Raw genomic sequence first — 16,285 nt, 5'->3', positions numbered from 1 at the left:
CGCCACAGGGGATCTCATTGTCAGGCTGCCCGCACCCCACAGACAGGGTGCGGGTGCGTTGCTTTTAGTGCTGCAGGATTTTCTCGAGGAAGTGCTGCGCGCGTTCGGAGCGGGCGCTGATGTCGCCGAAGAATTCCTCTTTCGGGCAATCTTCGATGATCTTGCCCTGGTCCATGAAGATCACCCGGTCGGCCACTTTACGGGCAAAGCCCATTTCGTGGGTCACGCACATCATGGTCATGCCTTCGTGGGCCAGCTGCACCATGACGTCGAGCACTTCATTGACCATTTCCGGGTCGAGCGCCGAGGTCGGTTCGTCGAACAGCATGACGATCGGGTCCATCGCCAGCGCACGGGCAATCGCCACACGCTGTTGCTGACCACCGGACAGTTGCCCCGGATGCTTGTGGGCGTGCGCCGACAAACCTACGCGCTCGAGCAGTTGCAGACCCTTTTTGGTCGCCTCTTCCTTGCTGCGGCCAAGCACCTTGATCTGCGCGATGGTCAGGTTTTCGGTGATGGTCAGGTGCGGGAACAGCTCGAAATGCTGGAACACCATGCCCACGCGCGAACGCAGTTTCGGCAGGTTGGTTTTCGGATCGGCGATCGACGTGCCGTCAACCACAACGTCGCCTTTCTGGAACGGTTCCAGGGCGTTGACGCACTTGATCAGCGTCGACTTGCCTGAACCCGACGGGCCGCAGACCACGATCACTTCGCCTTTCTTGACCTCGGTGCTGCAATCAGTCAGCACCTGGAAGTCCCCATACCACTTGTTGATGTTTTTGATAGAGATCATACGGCGAACCTTTTTTGCAGACGCTTGACCAACCGCGAGGCGGCGAAGCTGATGATGAAGTACACGAGACCGGCGAAAATCAGGAACTCATTGGAGCGGCCGATGATGTCGCCGCTGGCGCGCGAGGCGTTGAGGAAGTCCACCAGGCCCACGGTGTAGACCAGCGAGGTGTCCTGGAACAGGATGATGCTCTGCTGCAGCAGCAGCGGGGTCATCTTGCGGAACGCCTGCGGCAGGATGATCAGGCGCATCATCTGTCCGTAGTTCATGCCCAGCGCTTGCGCGGCACCCATCTGGCCCTTGGAAATCGACTGCACACCGGCACGGACGATTTCGCAGAAGTACGCCGCTTCGAACATCATGAACGCCACGACGCACGAGGTGAACGCACCGATCGGCGTGTCTTCACCGGTGATCCAGCGCAGCACGAACGGCACTGCCAGGTAGAACCAGGTGATCACCAGCAGCAGCGGAATCGAGCGGAAATAGTTGACGTAGGCGCCAGCGATGCTCGACAGCAGCTTGTTGTGCGACAGACGGCACAGCGCGAGGATCGTGCCGAGAATCATCCCGCCGATCACGCCCATGGCCATCAGTTTGAGGGTCATCACCATGCCGTTCCACAAACCGGGAATGGCCGGGACGATGCCACTGAAATCGAATTCCATTATTTACCCCCCACGGAGATCAGGCCGGGCACCGCGACTTTCTTCTCGACCAGGCGCATCAGCAGCATCAGGCTCATGTTGAGGGTGAAATAGATCAGCGTTGCCAGGGTGAACGCTTCGAACAGGTTGGCCGAGAACTCGGCGGTCTGTTTGGTCTGCGCCAGCAATTCCATCAAACCGATCAGGGACGCCACGGAGGAGTTCTTGAACACGTTCAAAAATTCCGAGGTGAGCGGCGGAATGATGATCCGGTAGGCCTGGGGCAGCAGCACGTTCCAGTAGATCTGCGGCAGTTTGAAACCCATCGCGCGGGCGGCGGATTCCTGGCCACGAGGCAGCGCCTGGATGCCGGTGCGCACTTGCTCGCAGACACGGGCGGCGGTGAACAGACCGAGGCAGACGACAACGCTCAGGTAGGCCGAAGTAGTCGGGTTGAGGTCCTGCTTGTACCACTCCTGCAGATCCGGCGGCAGCAGATCGGGCACCAGGAAGTACCAGATGAACAGCTGCACCAGCAGCGGCACGTTACGGAACAGCTCGACGTAGCAGGTCGCGATGCCCGATACGATGCGGTTCGGCACGGTGCGCATGATGCCCAGCAGCGAGCCGAGCAGCAGGGCGATGATCCACGCCACGACGGCGATGGCGATGGTCCAGCCCAGACCGGAGATGAACCAGTCGAGATAGGTCTCGCTGCCCACGCCGGTGGACTTGAAGAACACGCCCCAGTCCCAGTTGTAATTCATTAGGGTCTCCCCTCGATTCGATCGATGTACAAGTGCCCGCCTGGGGAACTCCGTTCCCTCCCCAGTCTTTTTTCAAAGACCGGGCACACGCGATCGGCTCGACAGCCACCGGTTCGAGTGTTTCCAGAAAAATGCCAGCAGGGAGTGACCATCCCCTGAAAAGGCAGGCGCCTCCTCAGGGGGTAAGGTTAGTCAGAAAATCAGGACTTCTTGTCGTCAGCCGCTTTGTCGGTCGGATTGGCGATCAGGGTCTTGAGCTCGTCGCTCATCGGGAAGTTCAGGTTCAGGCCTTTTGGCGGAATCGGCTGCATGAACCACTTCTCGTAGATCTTGTTGATTTCGCCCGAAGCGTAGGTGGCCTTGATCGCGTCATCCACAGCCTTTTTGAACGGCTCGTCGCCTTTGCGCATCATGCAGCCGTAGATTTCGTACGACTGTGGCGTGCCGGTCACTTCCCAATCGGCGGCTTTCTTGGCCTTGGCGGCTTCGCCGGCCAGCAGTGCGTCATCCATCATGAAGGCAACGGCACGGCCCGATTCCAGCATCTGGAAGGACTCGCCGTGGTCTTTGGCGGAGATGACGTTCATGCCCATCTGCTTGTCGGCGTTCATCGCCTTGAGGATGCGCTCGGAAGTGGTACCGGCGGTGGTCACGACGTTCTTGCCTTTCAGATCGTCGAAATCCTTGTACTTGGAGTCTTTCTTGGACAGCAGACGGGTACCGATTTCGAAGATGCCGACGGAGAAGTCGACCTGCTGCTGACGCTCGACGTTGTTGGTGGTCGAACCGCACTCGACGTCCACGGTGCCGTTCTGCACCAGCGGGATACGGGTCTGCGAGGTGACGAGGTTGTATTTGACTTGCAGGTTCGGCAGGTCGAGGTCTTTCTTGATCGCTTCGACGATTGCCAGCTGGATGTCGTGCGAGTAGCCGACCGGCTTGCCGGATGCATCAGCGATGTAGGAGAACGGAATGGAGGCGTCACGGTGGCCCAGGGTGATGACACCGGACTCTTTGATTTTCTTCAGGGTGCCGGTGAGCTCGGCGGCGAAAACTGGCGTGCTGCTCAGAGCGGCAGCAATGGCTGCGCCCAGGATATGGGGAACGATGCGCATCAAATTTTCCTCGACATTGTTTTTTTTATGGAGCCAGTTTGTCGGCCCTTTTTGTGCTTCGAATGCCTGACGGCTCCTGAAGTGTCGGCACAGCAGGCATTCGTCGAGAGAGTGTAGAGCATGACTCGTGCCAGACCAGTCACAGTCGGTTAACCAGTTGTTTTATAACGTTATTAAAGTTTTGTGGCGGTAATTTTTTGAGGGTGAGATCCGGTTAACCGAATCGACTGTGGAGTCGCGTTCGGAAAACCGAACGATCAAAAGCCCCTCACCCTAACCCTCTCCCGGAGGGAGAGGGGACTGACTGCGGTGGATGGTCGAGTTACGGCGACGTGAGATACCGAGTCGACCTCGGACTTTGGAACCCACGGAGATCGGCTCCCTTTCCCCCTCTACCCCGTGGGGGAGAGGGCTGGGGTGAGGGGGAAAAGATCTAACTGCCCCAATCAGGTTCAACAATGTCCACATAACAAAAAGCCCCTGAATCTCTCGATGCAGGGGCTTTCGTTTGAACGGTGAGATCAAGCCGCCTCGATCTTCCGATTCTGCTCAACCTTGCCCAGATACGTCGCGAGCTTCTGCTGCTCCTCCGCTGTGGTGAACAAGCCTAGTTTGGTGCGGCGCCACAGAATGTCATGCGCCGTGGTCGCCCATTCTTCGCTGCACAGGTAATCGACTTCGCGGGTGTAGAGCCCGCCGCCGATGTGCTCACCCATGTCGGCCAGGCTTTCCACGCCTTCGAGCATGCGCCAGGTGCGGCTGCCGTAGGTGACGGCCCAGCGCCGGGCGATTTCGGTCGGGACGAAATCGAACTTGTCGCGAATCCGCGCGCTCAGGGCCTCTGGCGTGGTCATGTCTTCGCCGCCGGGCAGGGTGGCGGTCGCGGTCCAGCTCGGGCGCATCTGGGTGAAGAACGGCATCAACTGCGCCATCGCCGATTCGGCGAGTTTGCGGTAAGTGGTGAGCTTGCCACCGAACACCGACAGCAACGGCGCTTCTTCGGTACTGCCCGACAGCGCCAGGGTGTAATCGCGGGTCACTGCCGACGGGTTGTCGGATTCGTCGTTGCACAGCGGGCGAACGCCCGAGTAGCTGTGCAGGATGTCTTCGCGGCTGAGCTGCTTCTTGAAGTGAGCGTTGACCACTTTCAGCACGTAATCGGTTTCGCCTTCGGTGATCGCCACTTTCGCCGGGTCGCCGGTGTACTCGCGGTCGGTGGTGCCGATCAGGGTGAAGTGGTTCAGGTACGGAATGGTGAAAACGATGCGCTGGTCTTCGTTTTGCAGAATGTGCGCATGTTCGCCTTCGTACAGTTTCGGCACGATGATGTGGCTGCCCTGGATCAGGCGAATGCCGTACGGCGATTCCATCTTCAGGTCGTCACGGATGAACTTCGCCACCCACGGACCGGCGGCGTTGACCAGGGCTCTGGCGGTGATCGAAAACAGGCTGCCGTCGGCGCGCTCCAGATGCAGATGCCACAAACCTTTGGTGCGGCGGGCACTGACGCAGCGGGTCTGGGTGTGCACATGCGCACCTTTTTCCCGGGCGGCCATGGCGTTCAGGACCACGAGGCGGGCGTCATCGACCCAGCAGTCGGAGTATTCGAAGCCTTTCTTGATTTCGCTTTTCAGCGCGCTGTCGGCGCCGAACTTCAGGCTTTTCGAACCCGGCAGTTTTTCGCGCTTGCCGAGGTTGTCGTAAAGGAACAGGCCGGCACGAATCATCCACGCCGGACGCAGGTGCGGGCGGTGTGGCAGCACGAAACGCATCGGTTTGACGATGTGCGGCGCCTTGGCCAGCAGCACTTCGCGCTCAGCCAGCGCTTCACGCACCAGACGGAATTCGTAATGCTCCAGATAGCGCAGGCCACCGTGGATCAGCTTGCTGCTGGCCGACGAGGTATGACTGGCCAGGTCGTCTTTTTCGCAAAGGAACACCGAAAGACCGCGACCGGCGGCATCCGCTGCGATCCCTACGCCGTTGATCCCGCCGCCAATCACGGCAACGTCATAGATCTCGGAGAGAGGGGGCGTACGCAAGGTAGAGGTGGACATCGGCTGGCCTCGGTTCTTTTGGTTTTATGTCTTGGAAATCGAACATTAATGTTCATTTGCGAAAATGGTAGCCCATAAAGACGCGCACAGCCAGTCGCGTTCGATTGAAAAAACTCATCGAAGGGCGATTAAAAGAAAATTTTCGAACATGAACGCGCGCAAGGGCGCAGAAGATGTGTTGTTTGGTCGATTGTTTTCGCGAGCAGGCTCGCTCCCACATTTTGCAATGCATTCCAAGAGTGGGAGCGAGCCTGCTCGCGAAAGCGTCGGTTCGGTCAGCGAGGGAGAGGAATCAGACGACTTCCAGACGAATCTTGTGCTGACTCAACAACTGCGCCAGCGCCGGTACCGGCTGCTGATCGGTGACCAGGCAATCGATCAGGCTGATCGGCCCCAATCTAATCATCGCGTTACGCCCGAACTTGCTCGAGTCCGCCGCCAGAATCACCTGCCGCGCATTGGCAATAATCGCCTGGCTGACCCGTACTTCCTGATAATCGAAGTCGAGCAGGCTGCCGTCCTCATCGATGCCGCTGATCCCGACCAAGGCGAAATCGACCTTGAACTGGTTGATGAAGTCCACACTCGCCTGACCGACCACACCGCCGTCGCGGCGCACGTTGCCGCCGGTCAGCAGCACATCGAAATCATCCTTGGCGCTAAGCATCGAGGCGACGTGCAGGTTGTTGGTGATGATTTTCAGGTGGCTGTGATTGAGCAGGGCGCGAGCGATCGATTCGGTGGTGGTACCGATATTTATGAACAGCGAGGCGTGATCGGGGATTTGTGCGGCGATGGCTTCGCCGATGCGTTGCTTTTCGTCGCGCATCTGATCGGCGCGCATCGCATACGCGGTGTTTTCGACACTGGAATCGTACGCGGCGCCACCGTGGTAGCGACGCAGCAGATTGGCTTCCGCGAGCTGATTGATGTCGCGGCGGATGGTTTGCGGGGTGACAACGAACAGCGTGGCCATTTCCTCGATGCTCACATAGCCGCGTTCGCGGACCAGCTCGAGGATTTGCTGCTGACGGGGAGGCAGATTCATGGGGCTTCCTTTGGGCTGCCGTGCAAAATTTGCCCATGATGCCGCAGGAATCTGCTCCCTACCAGTTAGATACCCTTCTGGAACTGCACGTTGGCTTATTCGGCGTCCTCACGCGCCCAGTCACGGGTGCGGCTGACGGCTTTCTTCCAGCCTTTGTAGAGTTTCTCTTTCTCGGTTTCGTCAAGGCTCGGTTCGAACTCGCGCTCGATCACTGCTTTGCCGCGCAGTTCTTCCAGGCTGCCCCAGAAGCCGCAGGCCAGACCGGCCAGATAAGCCGCGCCCAGTGCAGTGGTTTCGCGCATTTGCGGGCGCTCCACCTGAGTGCCGAGGATGTCGGCCTGGAACTGCATGAGGAAGTTGTTCGCCACCGCGCCGCCGTCCACACGCAGGGCCTTGAGGCGTTCGCCGGAGTCCTGTTGCATGGCGTCGAGTACGTCGCGGGTCTGGTAGGCGATCGATTCCAGCGCGGCGCGGATGATGTGATCGACGCGTACGCCGCGCGTCAGGCCGAACAGCGCGCCACGGGCATACGGGTCCCAGTACGGTGCGCCGAGACCGGTAAACGCCGGCACCAGATACACGCCGTTGCTGTCCTTGACCTTGTTGGCAAAGTACTCGGTGTCGTGGGCGTCGTTGACGATTTTCAGTTCATCACGCAGCCATTGCACGGTCGAGCCGCCGTTGAACACGGCGCCTTCCAGAGCATAAGCCACTTCGCCGCGCGGGCCGCAGGCGATGGTGGTGAGCATGCCGTGCTGGGATTTCACCGCTTTGTCGCCGGTGTTCATCAGCAGGAAGCAACCGGTACCGTAGGTGTTTTTCGCTTGGCCCGGCTCCACGCACATCTGGCCGAACAGCGCCGCTTGCTGGTCGCCGGCGATACCGCCGATGGCGATGCCGCTCTTGGTGCGACCGTAGATTTCCGAGGAAGCTTTGACTTCCGGGAGCATCTCGCGGGGGATGTCGAGGATCTCCAGCATCTTCGAATCCCACTCCAGCGAGTGAATGTTGAAGAGCATGGTGCGCGAGGCGTTGGTGTAGTCGGTGACGTGCACCTTGCCGCCGGTGAATTTCCAGATCAGCCAGCTATCGACGGTGCCGAACAGCAGTTCGCCGTTGCGCGCACGCTCGCGGCTGCCTTCGACGTTGTCGAGGATCCACTTCAGTTTGGTGCCGGAGAAGTACGGGTCGGTGACCAGGCCGGTGGTGTCGCGGATGTAGTCTTCGTGACCATCGCGCTTGAGCTGCTGGCAGATCTCGGTGCTGCGGCGGCACTGCCAGACGATCGCGTTATAGACCGGACGGCCGGTGGTCTTGTCCCAGACCACGGTGGTTTCACGTTGGTTGGTGATACCGATCGCGGCGACCTGGTCATGATGCAGGCCGGCCTGGGCCAGCGCTTCAACCATCACCGCGCTCTGGGTGGCGAAAATTTCCATCGGGTCATGCTCGACCCAACCGGCCTGCGGATAGTGCTGAACGAATTCGCGCTGCGCGGTGCAGACCACGTTCGCGTCGCGGTCGAAGATGATCGCGCGCGAACTGGTCGTACCCTGATCAAGGGCAATGATGTAGTTCTTGTTCTGAATGTCGGTCATGTCGATTGCCTTGGACGAAAAAAACGAGAGTGGGCCGTGGCGCAGGCTCGGATGGGCAGGAGCCGGCGCCGACTGTTTCAAGAAGTTCTTGGTTTGCCGTCAATGGCCGGTTCTGCATCCTTTGTAGCAGGTGTGGCGCCGGTCAGGTGACGGGCAATCAGCCCGCGATACCCGGCAGCGCCGAGGCAGGCACCGACAATCGGTGCAAAAATCGGAATCAGGAAGTACGGAATATCACGACCACCGGTGAAGGAAATTTCACCCCAACCGGTAAAGAAAGTCATCAGTTTCGGACCGAAGTCACGCGCAGGGTTCATGGCGAAACCGGTCAGCGGGCCCATCGCACTGCCGATCACGGCGATCAGCAAACCGATCAGCAGCGGCGCCATCGGGCCGCGTGGCAGGCCGTTGTTGTCATCGGTCAGGGCCATGATCACGCCCATCAGGATCGCGGTGATGATCATCTCGACCAGAAATGCCTGCGCCGTCGACAGCACCGGGTTCGGGTAGGTGGAGAACACGGAGGCCAATTCCAGGCTGGCGGCCGAGCCACGAACCATCTGGTGGGTTTGTTCGTAATCGAAGAACAGATTGCTGTAGAGCGTGTAGACCAGCAACGCGCCGCAGAAGGCGCCGGCAATTTGCGAAAGGATGTAGAACGGCAGTTTGCGCTTTTCGAAGTCAGCGAAGATTGCCAGAGCGATGCTCACGGCCGGGTTCAGATGCGCGCCGGAAACCCCGGCGGTGAGGTAGATCGCCATGCTCACGCCGACGCCCCAGATGATGCTGATTTCCCACAGGCCGAAGCTGGCGCCCGCGACTTTGAGCGCGGCGACACAACCGGTGCCGAAGAAGATCAGAAGGGCGGTGCCCAGGAATTCGGCCATGCATTGGCCGGAAAGCGATGGTTGCGGTAAAGCAGCTGTCATTGAAAACCTCGGTTCTTTTTCTTGTGTAGCGCCTTGCCAACGGAGCAGGGCGCGATCTTCACCGGGTCGGAATCCCCATTCGGTTCCCGGGTTACTGCTGGGTACTGCGCGGAGCATGATTCTTACATTATTCAGATTCGAAAAAATATAGACAAGAAACAAACCTGTCAAAGGTCGAAAGTGAACCGCCGGTCACAATAAAACTATTCGCCGCGTGAATGATCAGCGCCGCGAACGGCTTGAATGCAGCGCGAAGCCACGGGATTCGCGGCTTGGAATAGAGCCTTTTGCCCAACGATGACCTAGAATCCGCCGCAGGTTTTTCAAAGACTGCCGAACCCGGAGCTGCCATGACACCAGCGTTGGACTTGTTGAAAAAAGTTCGTGCCGAACATCGCGTGCACAGTTACGAACATGATCCGAAGGCCGCGTCCTACGGGCTGGAGGCAGCGGAGAAGCTCGGGCTCGCACCGGCGCAAGTGTTCAAAACCCTGCTGGCCGCCAGTGAAAAAGGCGAACTGCTGGTGGCCGTAGTGCCGGTCGTCGGAACGCTCGACCTCAAGGGACTGGCACACGCCGCCGGAGTGAAAAAAGCCGAAATGGCTGATCCCGCCGCCGCGCAACGCTCCACCGGCTACCTGTTGGGCGGCATCAGCCCGCTCGGGCAGAAGAAACGCCTGCGCACCTTCATCGACAATTCCGCTCAGGAGTTTGCGACTATCTATGTGAGTGCCGGGCGGCGAGGACTTGAAGTGGAGCTGGCGCCAGCAGTATTGGCTGAGCACACCCAGGCGCAGTTCGCCGATATCGGCCGCGCGTAATAGTCGCGCCGGCTGTATGAAGAAAAAATTGCGCTTCTGTCACTGGCAGTGATCCGGCCCGCCGTTGCATGCTCGGTCGACCAATTCAGGGAGAAAATCATGCAGCTTGCGTTTCATCAGGTCGACGCGTTCAGTGATCGGCCGTTCAGTGGCAACCCGGCGATGGTCTATCGGCTCGACAGCTGGCTGGCCGATGACTTGATGCAGAAGATCGCCGCCGAACACAACCTGGCGGAGACTGCGTTTCTGGTGCGCGAAGGCCAGGCCTGGCATATCCGCTGGTTCACCCCGACCACCGAAGTGCCGCTGTGCGGGCATGCGACCCTGGCCAGCGCGTTTGTACTGTTCGAAATCTATAAGGAAAGTGCCGAGCGCATCGACTTCACCTGCAAGTCCGGGCCGTTGAGTGTCAGCCGCGAAGGCGACCGCTTGTGGCTGGATTTTCCGACCATCGTGCCAACGGAAATCGGCGTGACGCTGGATGTCGAGCGGGCGCTGGGCGTTGAGGCTGTCGACGTTCTCGGCTCCAACGAACTGTTCGTCGTGCTGGACTCGGAACAGGCGGTGCTCGACTGTAAACCGGACATGGCAGCGCTGGCGAAACTGCCGTGGCTGGGGGCGATTGTCACTGCGCGTGGCAACCAGCATGACTTCGTCTCGCGCTATTTCGCCCCGGCCATCGGTATCAATGAAGACCCGGTGACCGGCTCGACCCATTGCAGCCTGATTCCTTACTGGGCCAAACGTCTGGGCAAATCGAACCTGACCGCGTGCCAGCGCTCGGCGCGGGGCGGGGAATTGTTCTGTCGGCTGGAAGGTGAGCGGGTGAAGATTGGCGGCAATGCGACGCTGGTGGCCAGCGGTACCCTGTTTTTAGGCTGAGGCAATACCAACTGTGGGAGCGAGCCTGCTCGCGAAAGCGCTCTTTCAGTCAACATCTTCGGCGACTGAAACACCGCATTCGCGAGCAGGCTCGCTCCCACAATTTTTATCCAGTGCGGATTAAAGGCTGGTGCTGAATCGACGGACGCCGTTTTCCACCGCCGGGATCTGTGCCGCAGTGCTCCCCGAAGCCTGGAACAGCACCAGGTGATCCGCCGCTACGCGAATCCCGACCTGCGCGCCAACCAGATGATCGGCATGGCTGGGGAAGATCGATTCCAGTTGTGCACCGGTCGGCAGTTGCAGGCGATACAAGGTCGCCGCGCCGAGGAATGTCTTGCCGACAATCTGCGCCTGCAATGCGCTGTCCGGTGCGTAAACAATGTCATCTGGACGCAACAGCACATCCACCGCTCCGCCAATCGGCCAGGTGTAGGCGCGATTACCGCGCAGTTCACCGAGTTCGGTCTGCACCGACTCCGGACTGACGAGTTGGCCGCGAATGAAATAACCCTGACCGATGAAACTGGCGACATAAGGCGTCGCCGGTTCGTGGTAGAGGTTGTAGGGGGTGTCCCACTGTTCCAGCCGACCTTCCTTGAATACGCCAACGTGATCGCTGACGGCAAAGGCTTCTTCCTGATCGTGGGTGACCAGAATCGCACTGGTACCACGGGCCTTGAGGATGTCGCGCACTTCATGGCTGAGCTTGCGGCGCAGTTCGCCATCTAGGTTGGAGAACGGCTCGTCGAGCAGCAACAGCTGCGGTTCCGGCGCCAGGGCGCGGGCGAGGGCGACCCGCTGTTGCTGGCCGCCGGACAGCTCGTGCGGGAAGCGCTTGCCGAGGTTTTTCAGGTTGACCAGTTCCAGCAGCTCTTCGACCACGCGCGCCTTGTTCGGGTGCTTGCGAATGCCGAAAGCGATGTTGTCGGCCACGCTCAGGTGCGGGAACAGCGCGTAGTCCTGAAACACCATGCCGATCCGGCGTTTTTCCGGCGCCAGGGTGAAACCGGCGCTGGAGAGGGTTTCGCCACCGAGGGTGATTTCGCCTTCGTGTACCGGTTCGAAACCGGCGATGGCGCGCAGGGTGGTGGTCTTGCCGCAACCGGACGAGCCGAGCAGGCAGCCGATGTCGCCGGCGTTGAGGTGCAGATTGAGGTTCTGCACTACGCGTTGATCTTGATAGCCGCAAGCGAGGTTGCGCAGGTTCAGCAGTAATTCATGGCTCATGCGTGGTGATATGCCGGTTCGACGAGGAACTCGAGCAGGGCCTTCTGTGCGTGGAGACGGTTTTCTGCCTGATCCCAGGCGACGGAGCGCGGGTCATCGAGCAGGTCGAGACTGATTTCTTCGCCACGGTGCGCCGGCAGGCAGTGCATGAACAGCACGTCCTCGGCAGCGAGGTCGAGCAGGGCACGGTTGACCTGAAACGGCGCGAACAGCTTGAGGCGCTTGGCAGTTTCCTCTTCCTGACCCATCGAAGTCCAGACGTCGGTGCTGACCAGATGCGCGCCACGCACGGCGTCTTGCGGATCGCGGACGATGGTCACGCGATCACCAGCCTGGGCGACGAACTCCGGGTTCGGCTCGTAGCCTTCCGGGCAGGCAACGCGCAATTGGAAGTCGAACTGGATCGCCGCTTCTATATAGCTGTTGCACATGTTGTTGCCGTCACCGATCCAGGCCACGGTCTTGCCCTGGATCGAGCCACGGTGTTCGAGGAAGGTCTGCATGTCGGCGAGCAACTGGCACGGGTGCAGATCATCGGACAGGCCGTTGATCACCGGCACCCGCGAGTTGGCGGCGAATTCGGTGAGGGTGCTATGGGCGAAGGTGCGGATCATCACCGCATCGAGCATGCTCGACATGACGATGGCGCAATCGCTGATGGGCTCGCCACGGCCCAGTTGGGTATCGCGCGGGGACAGGAAGATTGCCTGGCCGCCGAGCTGGATCATGCCGGCCTCGAAGGAGATCCGGGTCCGGGTCGAGGATTTTTCAAAAATCATCCCCAGCACGCGGTTTTTCAGAGGCTCGAACAGTACGCCGCGGTTACGCAGGTCCTTGAGCTCAACGCCTCGACGGATCACGCTGACCAGCTCTTCGGGCGTGCAATCCATCAGGGAGAGAAAGTGCCTTGCGCTCATCATTGACTACCTTTTTGCTACAGACCGCAGATGCTCAAAGCCTTGTTTAACGGAACAACGGGCGAGACCTGCGGCGTAAGCCGCACGGGGCGACGAAATAGGGGAAGGCGCGATATTGACACTAAATGTCGCGTTTTTCCAATAGGGTACTTTTTCAGCGGGATTCGGAACGCGGACCGAGCATTTCGATCACGCATGTTGAAGCCGGATTCAGTACAGCGGTGAGCCTCTTTGTACACTGGCGCCGCCGGGCTTGGCAATGCGCCGCGACGGCATCGCAGCTGTCCTGGTCGGTTTGCGAGTGCTGCGCCACGGATTCGCTTGGTCGGATGTTCAGACTGAAACATTTGCTAAAGCAAAGTGCTGGGTTATAAATAAGTTTCGAGCGACGCAGGAAGCCTCCGCATGGAATCGAAAGAACAACTGTTAATGGAGCTGCTGGGCCACACGGCTCGCTCCCTGACCCATCTCACCGCGTCAGTCACCTCGATGTCTTTCGAGTTGCTGCGCAGTGACGACGAAGTGGTCAAATCCGCCGGTCGACACATGATCGATCGCATGGCCACCATCAGCGCCGGGCTTGATGAGCACTGGCGTTTGATCGGCGAGCTCACCGGCGTCCACATCGCCCATGAGCAGATAGAAACCATCCAGGAAATCCAGCTGGCGGCACCGCCGCAGTTGCCGCCGAACTGATCGCGGCGATTTATCGGCTGTCCTGATAACCGTCGATTCACAAGACGAACGTCGCTGGCGCAGCCTCTGCGCACGGGCCATAGTTTTGTTCCCGCGGGCGTGATCGCCTGCTCCCGAACAAGACAGAGACTGGCCATGACCAAGACTCTTCACCACCGTGCATGCCACCTGTGCGAAGCCATTTGCGGCCTGACCATCGAAACCACGGAAACCGATGGCAACGTCGCGATCACCTCGATCAAGGGTGACGCCCTCGACACCTTCAGCCGCGGCCATATCTGCCCGAAAGCCGTGGCCCTGCAAGATATCCAGAACGATCCCGATCGCCTGCGTCAGCCGATGCGCCGCGTCGGCAGCGAATGGCTGCCGATCGAGTGGGACGAGGCGTTTGCGCTGGTGGCCGAGAAACTCGCGGCGATTCAGGAACGTCACGGGCAGAACGCCGTTGCGGTGTATCAGGGCAATCCGAGCGTGCACAACTACGGCCTGATGACCCACAGCAATTACTTCCTGGGGTTGCTGAAAACCCGCAATCGCTACTCGGCAACGTCGGTCGATCAACTGCCGCACCACCTCAGCAGCTATCTGATGTATGGCCACGGTTTGCTATTGCCGATTCCGGACATCGATCACACCGATTTCATGCTGATCCTCGGCGGCAATCCGCTGGCGTCCAACGGCAGCATCATGACCGTGCCGGATGTCGAGAAGCGCCTGAAGGCGATTCAGGCGCGCGGCGGCAAAGTGGTGGTAGTCGATCCGCGCCGCAGCGAAACCGCAGCGATGGCCGATCAGCACGTGTTCGTCCGCCCGGGCGGCGATGCGGCGTTGCTGTTCGGCATGCTCAATACGCTGTTCAGCGAAGGCCTGACCCGCGACAGCCATTTGCCGGTCGATGGCCTCGACGAGGTGCGCAGCGCCGTGGCTGCGTTTAGTGCCGAAGCGATGAGCCCGCTCTGCGCAGTGCCTGCCGAACAGATCCGCCAACTGGCGCGCGACTTCGCTGCCGCACCGAGTGCCGTCTGCTATGGGCGCATGGGCGTCTCGACCCAGGCCTTCGGCACCCTCTGTCACTGGGTGGTGCAGTTGATCAATCTGGTCACCGGCAATCTCGACCGCGTTGGCGGTGCTCTTTGCACCGAGCCGGCGGTGGATCTGGTGGCGTCGACCTCGGGCGGGCATTTCAACAAATGGCAGAGCCGCGTTTCCGGGCGTCCCGAATACGGCGGCGAGTTGCCGGTCTCGGCGCTGGCCGAAGAAATGCTCACCGAGGGCGAGGGGCAGATCCGCGCGCTGATCACCGTGGCCGGCAACCCGGTGTTGTCGACACCCAACGGCCGGCAGTTGGAGCAGGCGCTGGACGGCCTCGACTTCATGCTCAGCATCGACCTGTACATCAACGAAACCACGCGCTATGCCGATCTGATCCTGCCGTCGACCTCGGCGCTGGAAAACGATCACTACGACACCACTTTCAATCTGTTCGCGGTGCGTAACGTGACCCGCTTCAATCGCGCGATCCTCGCCAAGCCTGAGGGGGCTTTGCATGATTGGGAGATCTTCGTCGGGCTGGCCAAGGCCTTCGCCGAGAAAACCGGTAAAGAACTGAAACCGACGATGCCGCCGGCGAAGATGATCGACATGGGCCTGCGCATGGGCCGCTACGGCGATGCGTCCGAGCACAAGCTGTCGCTGGCGACGCTGTTCGATCATCCGCACGGCATTGATCTGGGAGCGCTGAAGCCGAATCTGGCGTCACGTCTGAAAACGCCGAATCAGCGTATCCAGGCCGCACCGCCGGAAATTCTCGCCGACCTCGCACGCTTTGCCGCGTTGCAGGCGCCGGCAGCCGATGAATTGTTGATGATCGGTCGCCGCCATGTACGCAGCAACAATTCGTGGATGCACAATTTTCATCGGCTGGTGAAAGGCAAGCCACGGCATCAGTTGCTGATGCACCCGGATGACCTGGCCAGCCGTGGTCTGGCTGATGGGCAACGGGTTCGGGTGAGTTCGCGGGTCGGGCAGATCGAGGTGGAAGTGCTCGCCAGTCTCGACATGATGAAAGGCGTGGTCAGCCTGCCGCACGGCTGGGGCCATGCGCGCCCGGGCGTGCAGATGGCGATCGCCAGTGGCCAGCCGGGATCGAGCGCCAACGACCTGACCGACGAGTGTCAGCTCGACGAACTGTCGGGTAACGCGGCGTTGAACGGTGTGCCGGTGACCGTGGCGGCGGCTCGAGCGGGTCTGTCGGGGAGACCGAGCATGGCGCTCGGGATTCCGTTACAATGCGCCACCGTGCCGACCCCTGAGTCGGAAAGTTCAGCCGAGGTGCTCCATGGATATCATCGAAACGATTAAAGAGCAGATTGCCAACAACACCATTCTGCTTTACATGAAAGGCTCGCCGAATGCCCCGCAGTGCGGCTTCTCCGCGAAAGCTGCGCAAGCCGTGATGGCCTGTGGTGAAAAGTTCGCGTACGTGGACATCCTGCAGAACCCGGAAATCCGCGCCAACCTGCCAAAGTACGCCAACTGGCCGACTTTCCCGCAACTGTGGGTCGGCGGTGAGCTGGTCGGCGGCAGCGACATCATGACCGAGATGGCTGCAGACGGTTCGCTGCAAAGCACCATCAAGGCGGCTGTGGAAGCGGCAGCGGCGAACAAGTCCGAAGCCTGATTCTACGTTCATAGAGTTTCGCTCGACGACGCGTCTCCTGTAGGAGCTGTCGAGTGAAACGAGGCTGCGATCTTTTGATCTTCGGCCAACAAAAAGCCC

Annotated in this window: 14 protein-coding genes and 1 pseudogene; 5 read left to right on the top strand and 10 right to left on the bottom strand. The window is 60.1% G+C overall.

Features of this window, described 5'->3' with window-relative positions; translation table 11 throughout:
- Positions 1–64 precede the first annotated feature (64 nt).
- From ACYSTU_RS02835 to ACYSTU_RS02800, 8 genes are all read right to left on the bottom strand, one after another.
- Entirely contained in the window at positions 65–799 is a 735-nt protein-coding gene (locus tag ACYSTU_RS02835; RefSeq protein WP_016773390.1) for an amino acid ABC transporter ATP-binding protein, read from the bottom strand.
- Positions 796–1,467, bottom strand: a complete 672-nt coding sequence (locus ACYSTU_RS02830; RefSeq protein WP_016773391.1) for an amino acid ABC transporter permease — start codon at positions 1,465–1,467, stop codon at positions 796–798. The genes ACYSTU_RS02835 and ACYSTU_RS02830 overlap by 4 nt, the downstream gene beginning before the upstream one ends.
- Positions 1,467–2,213 (bottom strand): amino acid ABC transporter permease, encoded by a 747-nt coding sequence (locus tag ACYSTU_RS02825; protein WP_056790046.1) that lies wholly within the window; start codon positions 2,211–2,213, stop codon positions 1,467–1,469. Before ACYSTU_RS02825 ends, ACYSTU_RS02830 begins: the two co-directional genes overlap by 1 nt.
- Positions 2,214–2,413: 200 nt before the next feature.
- Positions 2,414–3,328, bottom strand: coding sequence for a glutamate/aspartate ABC transporter substrate-binding protein (locus ACYSTU_RS02820; RefSeq protein ID WP_498995777.1), 915 nt, complete (start codon positions 3,326–3,328; stop codon positions 2,414–2,416).
- A 521-nt stretch (positions 3,329–3,849) separates the two neighbouring features.
- Positions 3,850–5,385 (bottom strand): glycerol-3-phosphate dehydrogenase, encoded by a 1,536-nt coding sequence (gene glpD, locus ACYSTU_RS02815; protein WP_125917684.1) that lies wholly within the window; start codon positions 5,383–5,385, stop codon positions 3,850–3,852.
- Positions 5,386–5,677: 292 nt separating this feature from the next.
- Entirely contained in the window at positions 5,678–6,433 is a 756-nt protein-coding gene (locus tag ACYSTU_RS02810; protein WP_007953179.1) for a DeoR/GlpR family transcriptional regulator, read from the bottom strand.
- A 95-nt stretch (positions 6,434–6,528) separates the two neighbouring features.
- Positions 6,529–8,031, bottom strand: a complete 1,503-nt coding sequence (gene glpK / locus ACYSTU_RS02805; RefSeq protein ID WP_024014162.1) for a glycerol kinase GlpK — start codon at positions 8,029–8,031, stop codon at positions 6,529–6,531.
- A gap of 77 nt (positions 8,032–8,108) precedes the next feature.
- Complete coding sequence (locus ACYSTU_RS02800) at positions 8,109–8,960, bottom strand: MIP/aquaporin family protein (RefSeq protein WP_016773396.1); 852 nt, start codon at positions 8,958–8,960, stop codon at positions 8,109–8,111.
- 350 nt (positions 8,961–9,310) lie between these two features.
- Here ACYSTU_RS02800 and ybaK point away from each other — a divergent pair, with 350 nt between their 5' ends.
- Together ybaK and ACYSTU_RS02790 are read left to right on the top strand one after the other, a co-directional pair.
- Positions 9,311–9,781, top strand: coding sequence for a Cys-tRNA(Pro) deacylase (gene ybaK, locus ACYSTU_RS02795; protein WP_024014161.1), 471 nt, complete (start codon positions 9,311–9,313; stop codon positions 9,779–9,781).
- Between the two features lie 99 nt (positions 9,782–9,880).
- Positions 9,881–10,663 (top strand): PhzF family phenazine biosynthesis protein, encoded by a 783-nt coding sequence (locus tag ACYSTU_RS02790; protein ID WP_136492786.1) that lies wholly within the window; start codon positions 9,881–9,883, stop codon positions 10,661–10,663.
- Between the two features lie 120 nt (positions 10,664–10,783).
- Here ACYSTU_RS02790 and ACYSTU_RS02785 read toward each other — a convergent pair whose 3' ends face one another.
- On the bottom strand, positions 10,784–11,893 hold the full coding sequence (locus ACYSTU_RS02785) for an ABC transporter ATP-binding protein (RefSeq protein WP_039758375.1): 1,110 nt from the start codon (positions 11,891–11,893) through the stop codon (positions 10,784–10,786).
- Positions 11,890–12,810 carry an ornithine carbamoyltransferase gene (argF, locus tag ACYSTU_RS02780; RefSeq protein ID WP_024014160.1) on the bottom strand — a complete coding sequence of 307 codons (921 nt, stop codon included), beginning with the start codon at positions 12,808–12,810 and terminating at the stop codon, positions 11,890–11,892. The genes ACYSTU_RS02785 and argF overlap by 4 nt, the downstream gene beginning before the upstream one ends.
- Before the next feature lie 405 nt (positions 12,811–13,215).
- On the opposite strand from argF, the gene plzR reads away from it, so the two are divergent.
- From plzR to grxD, 3 genes and pseudogenes are all read left to right on the top strand, one after another.
- Positions 13,216–13,506 (top strand): PlzR type 4 pili assembly inhibitor, encoded by a 291-nt coding sequence (gene plzR / locus ACYSTU_RS02775; RefSeq protein ID WP_110603264.1) that lies wholly within the window; start codon positions 13,216–13,218, stop codon positions 13,504–13,506.
- 135 nt (positions 13,507–13,641) lie between these two features.
- Positions 13,642–15,744 (top strand): annotated as a pseudogene (locus ACYSTU_RS02770) (molybdopterin oxidoreductase family protein); the annotation flags it as partial.
- A gap of 100 nt (positions 15,745–15,844) precedes the next feature.
- Positions 15,845–16,186, top strand: a complete 342-nt coding sequence (gene grxD / locus ACYSTU_RS02765; protein WP_016773402.1) for a Grx4 family monothiol glutaredoxin — start codon at positions 15,845–15,847, stop codon at positions 16,184–16,186.
- Positions 16,187–16,285 lie beyond the last annotated feature (99 nt).

It is taken from the genome of Pseudomonas glycinis (genome assembly GCF_054871425.1).
Note: the sequence above shows the minus strand (reverse complement) of the source record. Positions and strands in the feature narration are given on the sequence as shown.

Bases quoted from the DNA above. Each gene is read 5' to 3' on its own strand.
- ACYSTU_RS02835 (WP_016773390.1), bottom strand. From the start codon at position 799: ATGATCTCTATCAAAAACATCAACAAGTGGTATGGGGACTTCCAGGTG.
- argF (WP_024014160.1), bottom strand. From the start codon at position 12,810: ATGAGCGCAAGGCACTTTCTCTCCCTGATGGATTGCACGCCCGAAGAG.
- grxD (WP_016773402.1), top strand. From the start codon at position 15,845: ATGGATATCATCGAAACGATTAAAGAGCAGATTGCCAACAACACCATT.
- ACYSTU_RS02830 (WP_016773391.1), bottom strand. From the start codon at position 1,467: ATGGAATTCGATTTCAGTGGCATCGTCCCGGCCATTCCCGGTTTGTGG.
- ACYSTU_RS02800 (WP_016773396.1), bottom strand. From the start codon at position 8,960: ATGACAGCTGCTTTACCGCAACCATCGCTTTCCGGCCAATGCATGGCC.
- glpD (WP_125917684.1), bottom strand. From the start codon at position 5,385: ATGTCCACCTCTACCTTGCGTACGCCCCCTCTCTCCGAGATCTATGAC.
- ACYSTU_RS02820 (WP_498995777.1), bottom strand. From the start codon at position 3,328: ATGCGCATCGTTCCCCATATCCTGGGCGCAGCCATTGCTGCCGCTCTG.
- glpK (WP_024014162.1), bottom strand. From the start codon at position 8,031: ATGACCGACATTCAGAACAAGAACTACATCATTGCCCTTGATCAGGGT.
- plzR (WP_110603264.1), top strand. From the start codon at position 13,216: ATGGAATCGAAAGAACAACTGTTAATGGAGCTGCTGGGCCACACGGCT.
- ybaK (WP_024014161.1), top strand. From the start codon at position 9,311: ATGACACCAGCGTTGGACTTGTTGAAAAAAGTTCGTGCCGAACATCGC.
- ACYSTU_RS02825 (WP_056790046.1), bottom strand. From the start codon at position 2,213: ATGAATTACAACTGGGACTGGGGCGTGTTCTTCAAGTCCACCGGCGTG.
- ACYSTU_RS02785 (WP_039758375.1), bottom strand. From the start codon at position 11,893: ATGAGCCATGAATTACTGCTGAACCTGCGCAACCTCGCTTGCGGCTAT.
- ACYSTU_RS02810 (WP_007953179.1), bottom strand. From the start codon at position 6,433: ATGAATCTGCCTCCCCGTCAGCAGCAAATCCTCGAGCTGGTCCGCGAA.
- ACYSTU_RS02790 (WP_136492786.1), top strand. From the start codon at position 9,881: ATGCAGCTTGCGTTTCATCAGGTCGACGCGTTCAGTGATCGGCCGTTC.